Here is a 15,456-nt window from a genome sequence, read left to right as displayed (position 1 = left end):
GTGTAGATGGTGACAGAAACGGGCCGTTCCCCGAGCATCGCACGCCTGCCGAAGGCTCACGGTCCCTCGGACGGGTGATTGGAGGGGCGTTCGCCTGCCGCCGTCCGGATTCCGTTCACGACTTCTCCGCGGTATTCACTCCTCGGGCTTGCGGTGCACCCGCGCGATCCAGTCCGCCGGTTTGGCGATCTCCGACCGGGTGGGGAGGGTGTTCGGGGAGGTCCACACCCGGTTGAAGCCATCCACACCGACCTCTCCGACGACGGCCCGCACGAAGCGCTCGCCGTCCCGGTACTGCCGCAGCTTGGCGTCCAGGCCCAGCAGCTTGCGCAGGGCGAGGTCCAGGCGGGAGGCGCCCTTGGCGCGGCGCTGCTGGAACTTCTCGCGGATCTCCCCGACGGTCGGCACGACCTCGGGGCCGACGCCGTCCATCACGAAGTCGGCGTGGCCCTCCAGAAGGGACATCACGGCGGTGAGGCGGTCGAGGATCTCCCGCTGGGCGGGGCTCTGGACCAGCTCGACCAGGGAGCGCCCGCCGTCGTCCTCCTCGCCCTCGGGGCGGCCCCCGGCCAGGGTCTGGGCGGCGTCACGGACGCGTTCCAGGAGGGTCATGGGGTCGACGTCGGTCTCGGCGAGGAAGGCGTGGATCTCGCCCTCCAGGTGGTCGCGCAGCCAGGGCACGGCGGTGAACTGGGTGCGGTGGGTCTCCTCGTGCAGGCACACCCACAGCCGGAAGTCGTGCGGGTCGACGTCGAGTTCGCGCTCGACGTGGACGATGTTGGGGGCGACGAGCAGCAGCCGGCCGCCTCCGTTCCCGCCGGCCGGGAGGTCGCCGGTGGCGGGGGCGAAGGTCTCGTACTGGCCGAGGACGCGGGAGGCGAGGAAGGACAGCAGCATGCCGAGCTCGACGCCGGTGACCTTGCCGCCGACGGCGCCGAGGACCGCACCGCCGGGGGAACCGCCGCGCCGCTGCTGCAGCTTGTCGAGCAGCGGCCTCAGGATCTCCCGGAACCCGGCGACGTTGGCGCGGATCCAGCCCGCGCGGTCGACGACGAGGACGGGGGTGTCGTGGACCTCCTCGGTGGCCAGGCGGGTGAAGCCCCGGACGTGTTCCTCCGAGGCCTTGGCGTGCCGGCGCAGCTCCGCGACGACGGCCCGGGCCTCGTCGCGGCTCACCTCGGGGCCCGGCCGTACCAGCCGGGTCGCGGTCGCCACCGCGAGATTCCAGTCGACCATCCCGGAAGAAGCAGCACCACCGATGCTCGTCATGTGTCAACCGTACGTGAGTGCTGCCGCCGAGGGCAGGCCGTGCGGTGCGCCGGAGTGGGCGTGCGCACGGCCCGCCCCGCCCCGTCGCTAGGGTCTTTCGTTTGGATCAGGTCGGATCAGGGAGCGGGACCTGGTGCCGTGCATCGCAAGGCGGAGGAGGGCGCCATGGCGAAAGCCATGGCAACCGACGACAACGCGGCGAGGCACGGCACCAGGCCCCGCGAGCCCGGCATGATCCGAACGAGAGGCCCTAGCCGCAGCCGCAGTGCGCCAGTGCCGTGGCCGCCCGGTCCAGGGCGGACTGGGCGGCCGCCGGGTCGGGGACGCCGGAGGTGAGGAAGGCGAAGGCCAGGAGGCGGCCGTCCGCGGTGACCACCGTGCCGGCCAGGGCGTTGACGCCGGTCAGGGTGCCGGTCTTGGCGCGGACGAGGCCGGCGGCGCCGTCGGTGTAGCGGTCGGTCAGGGTGCCGGTGAAGCCGGCCACGGGCAGGCCGGTGAGGACGGGCCGAAGTTCGGGGTGGTCCGGGTCGGCGGCCTTGACGAGGAGGGCGGTGAGCAGGCCGGGGGTGAGGCGGTCGTCCCGGTCCAGGCCGCTGCCGTCGTGGAACGCGGCGCCCGCGACGGGCAGGCCGAGGCTCCTCAGCCGGGCGGTGACGGCGGCGGAGGCGCCGGCGAAGTCGGCGCGCTTGCCGGTCGCGATGGCGGTGTGGCGGGCGAGGGCCTCGGCGAGGTCGTTGTCGCTGTGCGTCAGCATCCGCTCGACCAGGGAGGCGAGCGGGGGCGAGGAGACGGTGGCGAGGGTGGTGGCGCGGCCGGTCGCCTTGGAGGGGCCGGGAGCGGTGGTCTCGATCCCGTGGCCGCGCAGGAAGCGGGCGAAGGCACGGGCCGCGTCCGCCGCCGGGTCCGCCGTGCGGGGGGCCGGGCCGCTGGTGGAGCCGTCGGTGCGGGCCTCGTCGGCCATCAGGGCGGTGACGGGGGCGAGGTTGTCGTTGACCCCGATCGGGTGCGCCTCGGAGCCGGCGTAGAGCGTGGTGTCGTACGACAGGGTCGCCTGGCGCAGGCCGCGCTCCTTCAGGGCGGCCGCCGTCTTCCCGGCGAGGGTGCGCAGGCTCGCCAGGCCGTCCGCGTCCTCGCGGGCGGTGAGGGTCGGGTCGCCGCCGCCGACCAGGACGAGTTCCCCGGTGTCGCCCTCCAGGGCGGCGCGGGTGGTGAGGCGGTGGTCGGGGCCGAGGGCGGACAGGGCGGCGACGGCGGTGGCGAGCTTGGTGGTGGAGGCGGGGGTGAGGGCGGCGCCGGCGTCGGTGCCGTACAGGCGCCTGCCGGTGGTCAGGTCGGCGACGGCCGCCGCCCGGCGGTCGCCGAGCGCCGGGTCGTCCAGGAGGGGGGCCAGGACGGGTGCGAGGCTGCGGCCGGCCGGTGCCGCCCGTACGGGGCCGGTGGCGCCGCCGAGACCGGTGAGCACGGACGCGGCGCTCGGCGCGGGCCGGGGCGCCCCCGCCGCCGTGCCGTGACCGCCGGATCCGCGGTCGTGATCTGCGCCACCCGCGGCCCCCAGCGCGGCGGCCTGGTGCCGCTCGGCCGTACGCTGACCCGTGGAGTCCCAGGGACCGGCGACGGTCACCACACCGGCGGCGAGTGCCAGCCCGGCGGTGGCGGCGCCCGCGGTGTACTGCCAGGTCTTCGGCCTGGTGGCCCGCGAGAGGCGTGGTGTCGTGGCCCGTGCGAGCCGTGCGATCCGCGGCCGGACGGCGGCGGCGGCGCGTGCGAGACGCGGACGTACGGCGCCCGCGGCCCGCACCGCGCGCGGTCTCACGTCCTGCCAAGGCCTCAGTTCCGGCACGGACACCAGCCCCTTTCGCGATCACACACCTGCGTGAGGGACACTTAACCACCAGAACGATGTGCTGATCATGGAGGAGCCACCGGTGGAGTTCGACGTCACGATCGAGATCCCGAAGGGTTCGCGGAACAAGTACGAGGTGGACCACGAGACGGGACGGATCCGTCTGGACCGTCGACTCTTCACCTCGACCGCCTACCCGACCGACTACGGCTTCGTCGAGAACACCCTCGGCGAGGACGGTGACCCGCTGGACGCGCTGGTCATTCTCGACGAGCCGACGTTCCCGGGCTGCCTGATCCGTTGCCGCGCGATCGGCATGTTCCGCATGACCGACGAGGCCGGCGGCGACGACAAGCTGCTGTGCGTCCCGGCGACGGACCCGCGCGTGGAGCACCTGCGGGACATCCACCACGTGTCCGAGTTCGACCGCCTGGAGATCCAGCACTTCTTCGAGGTGTACAAGGACCTGGAGCCCGGCAAGTCGGTCGAGGGCGCCAACTGGGTGGGCCGCACGGACGCCGAGGCGGAGATCGAGCGGTCCTACAAGCGTTTCAAGGAGCAGGGCGGCCACTGAGCCCTGAGCCGGCGCGAGCCGTCCGGCGGGCCGTACGCATACGCGTGCGGCCCGCTCGCGTTTGGTGCGCATACTGAGGGTTACTTGAGGGTGTGGTCGTACCAGGGAGCACTGCGCACGTGACGGACGCGGAGGACCGCAAGCCGCGGTCGGACGAGGCCAGGAGTGCCTTCCGGCAGCCCGGCCCGGTGGTGGCACCCGCCGGGAGCGAGTCGTCGACGACGTCCGAGTTCGCGATCCCCGACGGACTGGACGTTCCACGCGCCGGCACGGAGTCGGAGGCCACCTCCGAATTCGCCATCCCCGACGGACTCGACGTACCACGCACCGGCACGGAATCGGAGGCCACCTCCGAATTCGCCATCCCCGACGGACTCGACGTGACGCCCGCGCCGCCCGCCGAGCCGGAGGGGTCGGCGTTCAGTCCGCCGAGCACCTACAGGGCCCGGGAGGCCCCGCCCGCCTTCACCCCGCCGAGCGGCGTCCCGGCGGTGAGCCTGGCCAAGCACGTGCCGTGGCAGGACCGGATGCGCACGATGCTGCGCATGCCGGTGGCCGAGCGGCCCGCGCCGGAGCCGGTGCAGCGGCCCGACGAGTCGAGCCCCGCGGTGCCGCGCGTGCTCGACCTGACCCTGCGTATCGGGGAGCTGCTGCTGGCCGGCGGTGAGGGTGCCGAGGACGTGGAGGCGGCCATGTTCGCCGTCTGCCGCTCCTACGGCCTGGACCGCTGCGAGCCGAACGTCACCTTCACGCTGCTGTCGATCTCCCACCAGCCGTCCCTGGTCGAGGACCCGGTCACGGCGTCGCGGACGGTGCGCCGCCGGGGCACCGACTACACGCGCCTGGCGGCGGTGTACGCGCTGGTGGACGACCTCAGCGATCCGGACACCCACCTGTCCCTGGAGGAGGCCTACCGGCGTCTGGCGGACATCCGCCGCAACCGGCACCCCTACCCCACCTGGGTCCTGACCGCGGCGAGCGGACTGCTCGCGGGCGCGGCCTCGGTGCTGGTCGGCGGCGGCTCGGTCGTGTTCGTGGCGGCGGCGGTCGGCGCGATGCTCGGCGACCGGCTGGCGTGGCTGTGCGCGGGCCGCGGGCTGCCGGAGTTCTACCAGTTCATGGTGGCCGCGATGCCGCCGGCCGCGATCGGGGTCGCGCTCACGCTGGCGCACGTCGACGTGAAGGCGTCCGCGGTCATCACCGGTGGGCTGTTCGCGCTGCTGCCGGGGCGGGCGCTGGTGGCGGGCGTGCAGGACGGCCTGACCGGTTTCTACATCACCGCCGCCGCCCGCCTGCTGGAGGTCATGTACTTCTTCGTGGGCATCGTCATCGGGGTGCTGGTGGTGCTGTACCTGGGCGTCCAGGTCGGCGCCAAGCTCACCCCGGACGCCGACCTGAGCATCGAGGAGCGGCCCCTGGTGCAGATCGCCGCGTCGATGCTGCTGTCGCTGACCTTCGCGATCCTGCTCCAGCAGGAGCGGTCGACCGTGCTGGCGGTGACGCTCAACGGCGGTGTCGCATGGGTCGTCTACGGTGCGATGCACTACGCCGGCGGCATCTCGCCGGTGGCCTCCACGGCGGTCGCGGCCGGCCTGGTGGGCCTGTTCGGGCAGTTGCTGTCCCGGTACCGGTTCGCCTCCGCGCTGCCGTACACCACGGCGGCGATCGGGCCGCTGCTGCCGGGTTCGGCGACCTACTTCGGACTGCTGGCGATCGCGCAGAGCGAGGTCGACAAGGGGCTCGTGTCGCTGACCAAGGCGGTCGCGCTGGCCATGGCCATCGCCATCGGCGTGCACCTGGGGTCGGAGATCTCGCGGTTGTTCCTGCGGGTGCCGGGTGCGGCGAGCGCGGAGGGCCGGCGGGCCGCGAAGCGGACGCGCGGGTTCTGAGGCGGGCGCCCGCGGGCCCGGGAGGAGCCGCCCGGGAGGAGCCCGGCGGACGGCGCGCCCCGCGGTCGCGCCCCGCGGCGCGGCCGCGGGGCGCGTCGGCTCAGTAACCCTGGTGGTACGGGTTCTGCTCGCCCTGCTGATGACCCTGCGGGGGCCGCGGGGCGTACGGCTGCTGCGGGGCGTACGGCTGGGGCTGCTGGGGCTGCTGGGGCTGCTGGGGGTAGCCGTAGTGCCCGCCGCCCTGCGGGTGGCCCTGGCCGTACCCCTGGTCGCGGTACCCCTGATTGCCGTAACCCTGCCCCTGCGGCGGGTACGGGGCGGTCTGCTGCTGGGGGTACTGCGGCTGGTGAGGGTGCTGAGGCTGGGGCTGGTGGGCCGGTTCGATGCGGCGCAGCTGCGTGGTCGCGTCGTCCATGACGGGGTGCTGGGACTGCTGCTGCCAGGCGGCCGGGGCCGTCCGGTCGGGCTGGGCGGCGGCCTCGCGCTTCTTCCTCCCGCGCTCGCGCAGGTACTCGACGATGATCGGCACCACGGAGACCAGGACGATCAGGACGAGAATCGCCTCGACGTTGGTGCGGATGAACTCGATCTGGCCGAGCCAGTAGCCCGCGAGGGTGATGCCCGTGCCCCAGGCGATGCCGCCGATGATGTTGTACGTGAGGAACGTGCGGTACTTCATGCGCCCGGCGCCGGCCACGATGGGGGCGAAGGTGCGCACGATCGGGACGAAGCGGGCCAGGACGATCGCCTTGGGACCGTACTTCTCCATGAACTCGTGCGCCTTGTCCAGGTTCTCCTGTTTGAAGAGCTTGGAGTTGGGACGGCTGAAGAGCTTTGGGCCGAGGAACTTGCCGATCATGTAGCCCACTTGGTCGCCGATGACGGCGGCCAGCACGATCAGCAGGCAGACCAGCCACAGCGGCTGGCTGATGTACTCGCCCTGGGCGACGAACAGGCCCGCGGTGAACAACAGGGAGTCGCCGGGCAGGAACGCGAAGAGCCCCGACTCGGCGAAGACGATCAGCAGGATGCCGGGCAGGCTGAAGGTCGAGATCAGGTAGTCCGGGCTGAGCCACTCGGGGCCGAGCGCAAGCGTGGTCACGGGAATGTGGCTCCTGCTGCTGGGGACGGGCGGGGGCGGGCTGCCAAAAATATCAACGCAGCCGTGGAGGTACAGGTTCCACGAGGGTACCCAGGATGCGCCCGGACCCCGCCGGGAGAACCCCGTGAACGGCTCCGGCACGGTGGTCTCCCGGCCGGGACGACCGGCCGGGAGACCACCGTGCCCGGGGCTCAGGAAGTGTGCCGGACGGCGTTGGCGAGGATCGCGTCGCGCATGTAGGCGGCGAGGCCCGGCTTGGCGGCGTCGATGTTTCGCGTGAAACGTTCGTCCGAGACGTACATCTCGCCCAGGCAGGTGTGCATCTCGTACCCGCAGTCGAAGTGGTGGCGGGCGATCCCCCGCCGGTGGTCCTCGGCGACGTCCATGGCCGCCTCGGAGTCGGCGGGCTCACCGGCCTCCATCAGGGCGACGAAGCGCCGGGTGAGCTCGTCGGCCTCGTCCTGGATGCGCTGCCAGTCCTCCTTGGTGTAGGAGGCCGTCCGCTCCCGGGACTGGCGGTAGGCGTCGGTGTCGCCCCAGCGCTCCCGCACCTCCTCCTCGTACTGGTCGGGGTCGAAGTCACCGAAGACCTCGAACTTCTCCTCGGGCGTGAGGTTGATACCCATACTGCGTGCCTCCATGGCGTGCTCCACGGCCGCCGCCATCTTCCGCAGCCTCTCGATCCGGGCGGTCAGCAGCTCGTGCTGGCGGCGCAGGTGCGCGCGCGGGTCCGCGTCCGGGTCGTCGAGGAGGACGGCGACCTCGTCGAGCGGGAAGCCCAGCTCCCGGTAGAACAGGATCTGCTGCAGCCGGTCGAGGTCGGCGTCGCTGTAACGCCGGTGCCCCGCGTGGCTGCGCTCGCTCGGCACGAGCAGGCCGATGTCGTCGTAGTGGTGCAGCGTGCGCACCGTCACTCCGGCGAAGCCGGCCACCTGTCCCACGGAGTAGCTCACTTCCGCTCCCTTCTTCTGACGCCCTCCACGCTGCCGCCTCACGCAACGTGAGGTGCAAGCCCCGCCGTCAGCGAGCGGTGCCGCCCCCGGAGTGCCGCTCCCGTCGCGTACGGGCTCCCCTCGCCCAGGACGCCGGCGAACGGCTCGCCCTCCCCGGCGAAGGCGTAGGCGCCGCCGCGGACGTGTTCGACGAGGGCGCGCGTCCACTCGGCGCCGGCGGAGTGCACCCGGAAGTTCATGATTTCGCCGATGCGGCCGAACTGCCCGGGGCCGTCCTCGGGCGCGCGGATCATCCCCGGCCCGCGCCCTGCTCCTCGGCCACCAGGTCCCAGGCGGTGGCGCCGTCCAGCGACTCGCGGACGATGTCGGCGTGGCCGGCGTGCCGGGCCGTCTCGCGGATCAGGTGCAGGCACAGCCAGCGCATCGAGACCCGGCCCTCGGGCGGGAACCAGGGCCGGTCGGGCAGCGGGAAGGTGTCGTCCAGGCTTGGCACCGAGCGGATGAACTCCTCCGTCCCGGCGGCGACCTCCTCCCAGTACGCCGGCTGTGACGCGACGGCCTCGTCGCCCACCAGCCGGAAGCACTCGTGCCAGTTCGACTCGTCCCGCGCCACGGCCGGCGGCTCGCCCTTGGCGCGGGCGATCCAGCTCTGCTCGACCTCGGCGGCGTGCTCGACGAGTCCGGCGAGACTGAGCTCGCCGGCGCTGGGCCTGCTCGCGGCCTGCTCGTCCGTCAGCCCGAGCACCGCCCGCCGGATGCCGCCGCGCTGCTCGGCGAGGAAGGACAGCAGCGCTCCGCGCTCGTCGCCGGGTGCCTCCGCGGGAACGTGGGTGACCATGACGGTCGCCTTTCGTCGGGTCGCTCTCTGCCGGGGCCCTCTTCACTGACACCGATGACGCTACGGGCCATTGAGGGCAGTCGCTGTCCTCAATGGCCCGCCACGGCCGGAAAGCCGGGAAAACCCGAAGGGACCGGGGTCTAGAACGGGAACCCGCTCCGCCCGTGCTGCACCGAGATCCACTTCAGCGTGGTGAAGGCGTCCAGCATGGCGTCGCCGTTCAGCCGGCCGACGCCGGAGTGCTTCTCGCCGCCGAAGGGGACGATCGGCTCGTCGTGCACGGTGCCGTCGTTCACGTGGAACATGCCGGTGTCGATCCGCCGGGCGAACCGCACGCCCCGCTCGACGTCACCGGTGTGCACGGCGCCGCTCAGGCCGTACGGGGTGTCGTTGACGATGCGGACGGCCTCCTCCTCGCCGTCGAACGGGACGATGAAGGCGACCGGGCCGAAGACCTCCTGCCTCAGCAGGGCCGAGTCGGCGGGGAGGTCCGTCAGGACGGACGGCTCGACCAGGTTGGCGGTCCGTCCACCGCGCAGCAGGGCGGTCGCGCCCTCGGCGACCGCCCGCTCCACGACGCCCGAGACGGCGTCCGCCTGCTGGGAGTTGATCACCGGGCCGATGACGGTCCGCGGGTCGCTCGGGTCGCCCGTCTTCAGGGACCTGACCTTGGCGACGAACTTCTCGGTGAACTCGTCGGCGATCGCGCGGTCGACCAGGACGCGGTTGGCGGCCATGCAGACCTGGCCCTGGTGGACGTACCGGCTGAAGACCGCCGCGTCGACCGCGTAGTCGACGTCGGCGTCGTCGAGGACCACCAGCGCGCTGTTGCCGCCCAGTTCGAGGACCGAGCGCTTGAAGTGCGCGGCGCAGACGGTGGCGACGTGGCGGCCGACCTTGTCGGAGCCGGTGAAGGAGATGACCTTCGGGACCGGGTGCTCGAGGAAGGCGTCGCCGATCTCCGCGATGTCGGTGACGACGACGTTGAGCAGGCCGCCCGGCAGGCCCGCCTCCTCGAAGATCCTCGCGATCAGGGTGCCGCCGACGACCGGGGTGTTCTGGTGCGGCTTGAGCACCACGGCGTTGCCGAGGGCGAGCGCGGGGGCGACCGACTTGATCGACAGCAGGAAGGGGAAGTTGAACGGGCTGATCACACCGACGACGCCGACGGGCACGCGGTAGACGTGGTTCTCCTTGCCGTCGACCGGGGAGGGGATGATCCGGCCCTCGGGACGCAGCGCCAGGTGGACCGCCTCGCGCAGGAACTCCTTGGCGAGGTGGAGCTCGAAGGCGGCCTTCACGCGGGTGCCGCCCAGCTCGGCGATGATCGCCTCGGTGATCTCGGGCTCCCGCTCCTCGACCACCCGCAGGGCCTTCTCGAAGACCGCGCGGCGGGCGTAGGGGTTGGTCGCCGCCCACTCCTTCTGGGCGCGGGCGGCCGCCCGGTACGCCTCGTCGACCTCGTCGACCGTGGCTATGGTGATCGACGCCAGCTTCTCGTCGTCGTACGGGTTGAAGTCGATGATGTCCCAGGAACCGGTGCCCGGGCGCCACTCACCGTCGATGTACTGCTGAGCCAGGTCCGTGAAGTACGACGACATGTGGCCCCTCCATCCCCTGGCTTCCGCCAGCCGACTGCCTGATGGAGCGTCATCGTACTTGTGTTTCAAGAGAGTTGGATGAGCCCCCTGAGGAGGTCGCGGCTCTCCTCCGGGCTGGGGCTGTCCTGCTGGAGCTCCTTCAGCGCCGTCTCGTACTGGACGACGTCCTCGCGTTTGTCCAGGTACAGGGCGCTGGTGAGCTGCTCCAGGTAGACGACGTCGGACAGGTCGGACTCCGGGAAGCTGAGGATCGTGAACGCGCCGCTCTCGCCGGAGTGCCCGCCGAGGCCGAACGGCACGACCTGGAGCCGGATGTTGGGGCGCTCGGACATCTCGATCAGGTGCTGGAACTGGCCGCGCATCACGTAGCGGTCGCCGTACGGGCGGCGCAGGGCGGCCTCGTCCAGGACGATGTGGAACTCGGGCGCGTTCTCGGCGACGAGGCACTTCTGCCGCTCCAGGCGCAGCGCCACCCGCCGTTCGACGTCGGTCTCGCTCGCGCCCTTCATGCCGCGCCGGACGACCGCGCGCGCGTACTGCTCGGTCTGCAGCAGGCCGTGCACGAACTGCACCTCGTACACGCGGATCAGCGAGGCCGCGCCCTCCAGGCCCACGTAGGTCGGGAACCAGCTGGGCAGCACGTCGGAGTAACTGTGCCACCAGCCCGCGACGTTGGCCTCCCTGGCCAGGGAGAGCAGGGAGGCGCGCTCCTGCTCGTCCGTGACGCCGTACAGCGTCAGCAGGTCCTCCACGTCCCTCGTCTTGAAGCTCACCCGGCCCAGCTCCATCCGGCTGATCTTCGACTCCGAGGCGCGGATCGAGTACCCCGCCGCCTCGCGCGTGATCCCCCGCGCCTCACGCAGTCGCCTCAGGTGTGATCCGAGCAGCATGCGCCGCACCACCGATCCCGATTCTCCCGCGCTCACCTTCGCCAGCCTCCCCAACCGTCTCCAAGGGCCGCAGTCTGCCAGTAAAACACTCCGAGCAGTACTCGATCGGTTACGGAGACGGAAACAAGCGGGACGCTCCATGCGGAACGGGCGGGAACGGACGAGAGGGGAAGAGGGGAGGAGCGTGAAGAAGGGGGAAAGGGAGGAAGAGGGGGAAGGGAAGGGGAAGGGGAAGAAGGGGGCGGGAGGGGCGGAAGGCGGCGGGTGGCGTCGGACGTCCGGCGGGAAGGACGCGAAGAAACCGCGAAGATGACAGAAAAATTGACCAACAAGCGGTGCGGGAAGGCTCATTTCGGTCACGTGCACGTGCATCTGCCCTTGCATCTGCTCTGCGCATCCGAAACCATGGTCCCGCACCACCGCCGCATCGCTACGACCGCGAATTCCGGGAGTGCCTCGCATGGGGACGAATGGATCGACCATGCTCGAGCCGTTACGGCAGGGCCTTCCGCCGCTGGATCCCGTATCCGTCGACAACGCCGCCTCCTGCGCCCTGCCCGCCTGCTACGAAGCGGTGCGCGAGGCCCGGGGGTTCGCCCGCAGGACGCTCGGCCAGTGGGAGCTGGGCGACCGCTTCGACGACGTGTGCTTGGTCGTCTCGGAGCTGGTGACCAACGCGCTGCGCCACGCGCTGCCGGCGGACGGCCCGCGGTCGGCGCGGCAGGAGCCGCCCGTCCGGCTGCACCTCATGCGGTGGCCCGACCGGCTGGTGTGCGCGGTGCGCGACCCGAGCCACGACAGCCCGGTCGCCCGCGAGGGCGAGGACTTCTCCGCCGAGTCCGGCCGGGGGCTGTTCCTCGTCGGCTCCTTCAGCGACAGCTGGGGCTGGTACCCGCTCGCCGGCCCCCTGGAGGGCAAGGTCGTCTGGGCGCTGTTCCGGCTCCGGCCGCCCGGATGCTGATCCGCCACGGCGCTTCCCCGCGCCGTGGCTCCACGCGCGCCGCCCGGGCGGCGCGCGTGTGCCGTCCGTGACGGACGCGGTGCGCCACCGGACGCCGCGCGTGCGCCCCGCAAGCCCGTGCGCCCCATCAGCCCGTGCGCCCTGCGCGTCCCCCCGCGCCCCCGCGCGTCACGGCACGACCCGCGGCCGTCCCACGGCCGACCTGCGGGCCCCGCGGTCAACCCGCGATCAGGTGGTCGAATTCGCCGTCCTTGACGCCCAGCAGCATCGCCTCGATCTCGGCGCGCGTGTAGACGAGCGCCGGCCCGTCGGGGAAGCGGGAGTTGCGCACGGCGACGTCCCCGCCCGGCAGGCGCGCGAACTCCACGCAGGATCCCTGCGAGTTGCTGTGCCGGCTCTTCTGCCAGGCCACGCCGTGCAGCTCCGTGGCCGCCATGCCGTTGTACACGCCGGACGCGCGGGCGCCGCCGGACGCCCCGCCGCCGTACGTCTCACCGTCGTACGCCTCACCGTCGTACACGTCGTGGTCCACAGGTCGCTCCCCGGTGGTGCACTGGCTGGTGTGGCCATTGATGCGGTGGTCAACTGTTCCGGATCATAACGTGCCGCTCGTGCACCTGAATGAGCAAATGCACGTGCACGGCGTGTGGTCCCGCGATTACGGCCTCGCCGGCCGCCCTGCCGAGGACCTCGGCCTCTCCGGCGCCCGCGGCGGCGGGGGCCGTTCCCGCGTACGACTCGGGTATGCCCCCGATTTCGATGAACATGCAACAGGTGAATCTGCAACAAGTATCGGTGCGCCAGGAGCCGGCGCGGCGGACGCCCGTGCGACAGCGGCAGGGGCCCGCTCGGTGGAGCGGGCCCCTGCGCGGGGGTGGCGCGGTGGCGCCGGTCAGCGGGTGGCGTACGGCAGCAGCGCCATCTCCCGGGCGTTCTTGACCGCCCGGGCCAGCTGACGCTGCTGCTGGGCCGTCACGCGGGTGACGCGGCGGCTGCGGATCTTGCCGCGGTCGGAGATGAACTTCCGCAGCAGGTCGGTGTCCTTGTAGTCGATGTACGTGATCCCGGCCTGGTCCAGCGGGTTGGGGCGGCTCTTGGCGGGCTTGCGGTCGGGCTTGCGGGGCATGGGCGGTCAGACCTCCAGGAGGGTGTCGAAGGCGGGCGGCAGCCGCTTCCAGGCGTCGCGCCCGGCGGCGTACTCGGCGTCGGTCAGCAGGCAGGACTCCAGCAGGTGCTCCAGCCCGTCGCGGTCGAGGCCGGGCGAGGTGAAGACGAGGTGCTGGCAGCGGTCGCCGTGCTCGGGGTGCCAGTCCAGCGCGGCGGCGGCGCGGCGCACCGGCGGAACCATCCCCCAGGCCGCGTCGGGCAGGGAGGCCAGCCACGGGCCCGCGCTCTCCACGCACAGGGCGCCGCCGGCCGCGTCCCAGTGCAGCAGCGTGTCCGGCTTGTCGGCGAGCCAGAACCGGCCGCGGCTGCGGGCGGCGGCGCAGGTCAGGTCCTCCAGCGCCGCGTAGAGCCGCTCCGGGTGGAAGGGGCGGTGCCGGCGCCAGACAAAGGTGGCGACACCGTGCGCGTCGGCCTCGGCGGGCAGCAGGGCGCAGGCCGGGTGCTGGGCCGCCGCCGCGGCCTCCACGTCGAAACCGGCCAGGGCCGCCTCGGTCAGGGCCGTCGGGCCCGGACGCGGTGGTGCGCCCGCCAGGTCGCCGTGGCCGATCGGGACCTGGCGGGCCGTCGGGTGCAGCTGGGACAGCAGTTCGCGGTCCTCGTCGTCGGCCTGGGGGGAGTCGGCGACGGCGAGGACGGGGGCGTACTCCAGTTGCCGCGCGAAGGTGTCGGCGACCGTGCGCTGGTCGGTGGCCGCGGCGGCGAGGCCGCCCTCGGCGAGGTCGTCGCCGTTGGCCAGGTACGGGAGCACCAGCGCCGGGTCGACGGCGGTGATCACGCCGGTGACGGTGAGGCCGCCGGCCGCCACCACCTCCGCCATCGCCTTGGGCTCGACGGAGTCCCACAGCTCGACGACCGCGAGCGGGGTGTCCCCGGCGTCCGCGAGCCGCTCCAGCTCGGGCACCAGGTCCTCGCGCAGGGCGCAGCAGGCGCAGTCGTTGACGAGCGGGGTCTCGCCGGTGGACCGGACGCCGCGGGCGTCGCGCACGGTCCGCACGACGGTGCCCGCGGCGGCGGTCGCCAGGTCGTGGTGGAGGGCGACACTGCCGGGCACGTCGGCGAGCAGCCGTGCCACGGCCGCCCGGCGGGCGTCGGCGTGCAGCCCGCCGACGATCACCACCGGCAGACTCATGCCCCGCCCCGCTTCCCGTAGCGGCGCTCGAAGCGCTCCACGCGCCCGGCGGTGTCCAGGACGCGGGCCGTGCCGGTGTAGAAGGGGTGGCTGACGTTCGAGATCTCGACGTCGACGACCGGGTAGGTGTTGCCGTCCTCCCACTCGATCGTCTTCTCGCTCGTCATGGTCGAGCGGGTGAGGAAGGCGTGGTTCGCGGCACGGTCGCGGAAGACGACGGGACCGTAGGCCGGGTGGATCCCCTTGCGCATGGCGTGCCTCAGCGCTCCTCTCGGAAGTCGACGTGGCGGCCGGCGACCGGGTCGTACTTGCGCAGGGTCAGGCGGTCCGGGTCGTTGCGGCGGTTCTTGCGGGTCACGTAGGTGAAGCCGGTCCCGGCGGTGGACCGGAGCTTGATGACCGGACGGAGTTCGTTGCGTGCCATGCTGCTATCTTACTGAAAATGAATTCCATTAACACCAGCGTCTGAGGAGAGGTACGTCACCGTGTCCGCGCACTGCATGCTGACCGGCGCCCAGCCCGGCTTCGGCAACCGCATCTCGCACTCCCACCGGCGGACCTCCCGCCGCTTCGACCCGAACATCCAGACCAAGCGGTACTGGCTGCCGAGCGAGGGCCGGTACGTGCGGCTGAAGCTGAGCGCCAGGGGGATCAAGACGGTCGACACGATCGGCGTCGAGGCGGCCGTGGCCCGGATCCGCGCCCGGGGGGTGCGGGTCTGATGGCCAAGAAGAGCAAGATCGCGAAGAACGAGAAGCGGCAGGAGACCGTGGCGCGGTACGCCGCCCGCCGGGCCGAGCTGAAGGAGATCATCCGGCGCCCGACCTCGACCGAGGCCGAACGGATCGCCGCCCAGCGGGAGCTGCGGCGCCAGCCCCGGGACGCCAGCGCCACGCGCGTACGCAACCGCGACCAGACCGACGGGCGGCCCCGCGGTTACTTCCGCGCCTTCGGGCTGTCCCGGATCGGCCTGCGGGAGCAGGCGCACGCCGGGCATCTGCCGGGGGTCCGCAAGGCGTCCTGGTAGCGCCGGGCACCTGCCCCGGATCCGGGAGGCCCCCCTGGCGGCTTGTCCCGGGGCGGTCGGCTCCGCCGACGGGACGACGATGGGGGCGACCCGGGAGGGCGGCGTCGGGCCGGAGACGTACACCGAGGCGCGGGGCGGTAAGTTCCCGTCCGGGTCGCCGGCGTCCGGTGTCGGTTCCTGACGTACGGATCGGCACCGCCGGCGGCGTCCGGG

General features: G+C 72.5%; 17 protein-coding genes and 1 pseudogene. 5 read left to right on the top strand and 13 right to left on the bottom strand.

Translation table 11 applies throughout. The features are described from left to right. Window positions 1-135 precede the first annotated feature (135 nt). Together ACSU6Z_RS16110 and dacB are read right to left on the bottom strand one after the other, a co-directional pair. Window positions 136-1,269, bottom strand: a complete 1,134-nt coding sequence (locus ACSU6Z_RS16110) for a zinc-dependent metalloprotease (RefSeq protein ID WP_437046359.1) — start codon at window positions 1,267-1,269, stop codon at window positions 136-138. A 250-nt stretch (window positions 1,270-1,519) separates the two neighbouring features. Further along, window positions 1,520-3,115 (bottom strand): D-alanyl-D-alanine carboxypeptidase/D-alanyl-D-alanine endopeptidase, encoded by a 1,596-nt coding sequence (gene dacB, locus ACSU6Z_RS16105; RefSeq protein WP_437046357.1) that lies wholly within the window; start codon window positions 3,113-3,115, stop codon window positions 1,520-1,522. 79 nt (window positions 3,116-3,194) lie between these two features. Here dacB and ACSU6Z_RS16100 point away from each other — a divergent pair, with 79 nt between their 5' ends. Continuing rightward, window positions 3,195-3,686, top strand: a complete 492-nt coding sequence (locus tag ACSU6Z_RS16100) for an inorganic diphosphatase (protein WP_029381130.1) — start codon at window positions 3,195-3,197, stop codon at window positions 3,684-3,686. Between the two features lie 119 nt (window positions 3,687-3,805). After that, on the top strand, window positions 3,806-5,575 hold the full coding sequence (locus tag ACSU6Z_RS16095) for a threonine/serine exporter family protein (protein ID WP_437046355.1): 1,770 nt from the start codon (window positions 3,806-3,808) through the stop codon (window positions 5,573-5,575). A gap of 100 nt (window positions 5,576-5,675) precedes the next feature. Here ACSU6Z_RS16095 and ACSU6Z_RS16090 read toward each other — a convergent pair whose 3' ends face one another. The 6 genes and pseudogenes from ACSU6Z_RS16090 to ACSU6Z_RS16065 all read right to left on the bottom strand — a co-directional run bounded on the left by ACSU6Z_RS16090 (window position 5,676) and on the right by ACSU6Z_RS16065 (window position 10,959). After that, window positions 5,676-6,677 (bottom strand): DedA family protein, encoded by a 1,002-nt coding sequence (locus tag ACSU6Z_RS16090; RefSeq protein ID WP_437046353.1) that lies wholly within the window; start codon window positions 6,675-6,677, stop codon window positions 5,676-5,678. 191 nt (window positions 6,678-6,868) lie between these two features. Next, a complete protein-coding gene (locus ACSU6Z_RS16085) occupies window positions 6,869-7,630 on the bottom strand; it encodes a MerR family transcriptional regulator (RefSeq protein WP_437046352.1) in 762 nt (253 codons plus the stop codon). 38 nt (window positions 7,631-7,668) lie between these two features. After that, window positions 7,669-7,911 (bottom strand): annotated as a pseudogene (locus tag ACSU6Z_RS16080) (hypothetical protein); the annotation flags it as partial. Window positions 7,912-7,919: 8 nt separating this feature from the next. Next, a complete protein-coding gene (locus ACSU6Z_RS16075; RefSeq protein ID WP_437046350.1) occupies window positions 7,920-8,468 on the bottom strand; it encodes a DinB family protein in 549 nt (182 codons plus the stop codon). 140 nt (window positions 8,469-8,608) lie between these two features. Further along, the gene (locus tag ACSU6Z_RS16070) at window positions 8,609-10,069 is read right to left on the bottom strand and encodes an aldehyde dehydrogenase family protein (protein ID WP_437046348.1); all 1,461 of its coding nucleotides are present in this window, start codon (window positions 10,067-10,069) and stop codon (window positions 8,609-8,611) included. Between the two features lie 65 nt (window positions 10,070-10,134). Beyond that, window positions 10,135-10,959, bottom strand: coding sequence for a helix-turn-helix domain-containing protein (locus ACSU6Z_RS16065; protein WP_437046346.1), 825 nt, complete (start codon window positions 10,957-10,959; stop codon window positions 10,135-10,137). A 481-nt stretch (window positions 10,960-11,440) separates the two neighbouring features. Here ACSU6Z_RS16065 and ACSU6Z_RS16060 point away from each other — a divergent pair, with 481 nt between their 5' ends. Continuing rightward, window positions 11,441-11,920: an ATP-binding protein gene (locus ACSU6Z_RS16060; RefSeq protein ID WP_437046344.1), complete on the top strand. Its 480-nt coding sequence runs from the start codon at window positions 11,441-11,443 to the stop codon at window positions 11,918-11,920. A 217-nt stretch (window positions 11,921-12,137) separates the two neighbouring features. On the opposite strand, the gene ACSU6Z_RS16055 is transcribed toward ACSU6Z_RS16060, so the two are convergent. The 5 genes from ACSU6Z_RS16055 to rpmG form a co-directional block, all read right to left on the bottom strand. Beyond that, window positions 12,138-12,452 carry a DUF397 domain-containing protein gene (locus tag ACSU6Z_RS16055; protein WP_437046342.1) on the bottom strand — a complete coding sequence of 105 codons (315 nt, stop codon included), beginning with the start codon at window positions 12,450-12,452 and terminating at the stop codon, window positions 12,138-12,140. A 360-nt stretch (window positions 12,453-12,812) separates the two neighbouring features. Next, window positions 12,813-13,046, bottom strand: a complete 234-nt coding sequence (gene rpsR / locus ACSU6Z_RS16050) for a 30S ribosomal protein S18 (RefSeq protein ID WP_358780142.1) — start codon at window positions 13,044-13,046, stop codon at window positions 12,813-12,815. Window positions 13,047-13,052: 6 nt separating this feature from the next. Then, window positions 13,053-14,216: a CobW family GTP-binding protein gene (locus ACSU6Z_RS16045; protein WP_437046340.1), complete on the bottom strand. Its 1,164-nt coding sequence runs from the start codon at window positions 14,214-14,216 to the stop codon at window positions 13,053-13,055. Next, window positions 14,213-14,467, bottom strand: a complete 255-nt coding sequence (locus ACSU6Z_RS16040; RefSeq protein WP_044382364.1) for a type B 50S ribosomal protein L31 — start codon at window positions 14,465-14,467, stop codon at window positions 14,213-14,215. The genes ACSU6Z_RS16045 and ACSU6Z_RS16040 overlap by 4 nt, the downstream gene beginning before the upstream one ends. An 8-nt stretch (window positions 14,468-14,475) precedes the next feature. Beyond that, entirely contained in the window at window positions 14,476-14,640 is a 165-nt protein-coding gene (rpmG, locus tag ACSU6Z_RS16035) for a 50S ribosomal protein L33 (RefSeq protein WP_044382365.1), read from the bottom strand. A gap of 61 nt (window positions 14,641-14,701) precedes the next feature. On the opposite strand from rpmG, the gene rpmB reads away from it, so the two are divergent. Next, complete coding sequence (gene rpmB / locus ACSU6Z_RS16030; protein ID WP_437046338.1) at window positions 14,702-14,938, top strand: 50S ribosomal protein L28; 237 nt, start codon at window positions 14,702-14,704, stop codon at window positions 14,936-14,938. After that, window positions 14,938-15,243, top strand: a complete 306-nt coding sequence (gene rpsN, locus ACSU6Z_RS16025; protein WP_437046336.1) for a 30S ribosomal protein S14 — start codon at window positions 14,938-14,940, stop codon at window positions 15,241-15,243. The genes rpmB and rpsN overlap by 1 nt, the downstream gene beginning before the upstream one ends. Window positions 15,244-15,456 lie beyond the last annotated feature (213 nt).

This window comes from Streptomyces sp. enrichment culture, from assembly GCF_964273145.1.
In the GTDB taxonomy this organism is placed as follows: domain Bacteria; phylum Actinomycetota; class Actinomycetes; order Streptomycetales; family Streptomycetaceae; genus Streptomyces.
The sequence above is the reverse complement of the archived record's forward strand: the minus strand, read 5'-3'. Positions and strand labels throughout refer to the sequence as shown.

Bases quoted from the DNA above. Each gene is read 5' to 3' on its own strand.
- ACSU6Z_RS16110 (WP_437046359.1), bottom strand. From the start codon at position 1,269: ATGACGAGCATCGGTGGTGCTGCTTCTTCCGGGATGGTCGACTGGAAT.
- ACSU6Z_RS16075 (WP_437046350.1), bottom strand. From the start codon at position 8,468: ATGGTCACCCACGTTCCCGCGGAGGCACCCGGCGACGAGCGCGGAGCG.
- ACSU6Z_RS16070 (WP_437046348.1), bottom strand. From the start codon at position 10,069: ATGTCGTCGTACTTCACGGACCTGGCTCAGCAGTACATCGACGGTGAG.
- ACSU6Z_RS16065 (WP_437046346.1), bottom strand. From the start codon at position 10,959: ATGCTGCTCGGATCACACCTGAGGCGACTGCGTGAGGCGCGGGGGATC.
- ACSU6Z_RS16060 (WP_437046344.1), top strand. From the start codon at position 11,441: ATGCTCGAGCCGTTACGGCAGGGCCTTCCGCCGCTGGATCCCGTATCC.
- rpsR (WP_358780142.1), bottom strand. From the start codon at position 13,046: ATGCCCCGCAAGCCCGACCGCAAGCCCGCCAAGAGCCGCCCCAACCCG.
- ACSU6Z_RS16045 (WP_437046340.1), bottom strand. From the start codon at position 14,216: ATGAGTCTGCCGGTGGTGATCGTCGGCGGGCTGCACGCCGACGCCCGC.
- ACSU6Z_RS16040 (WP_044382364.1), bottom strand. From the start codon at position 14,467: ATGCGCAAGGGGATCCACCCGGCCTACGGTCCCGTCGTCTTCCGCGAC.
- rpmG (WP_044382365.1), bottom strand. From the start codon at position 14,640: ATGGCACGCAACGAACTCCGTCCGGTCATCAAGCTCCGGTCCACCGCC.
- rpsN (WP_437046336.1), top strand. From the start codon at position 14,938: ATGGCCAAGAAGAGCAAGATCGCGAAGAACGAGAAGCGGCAGGAGACC.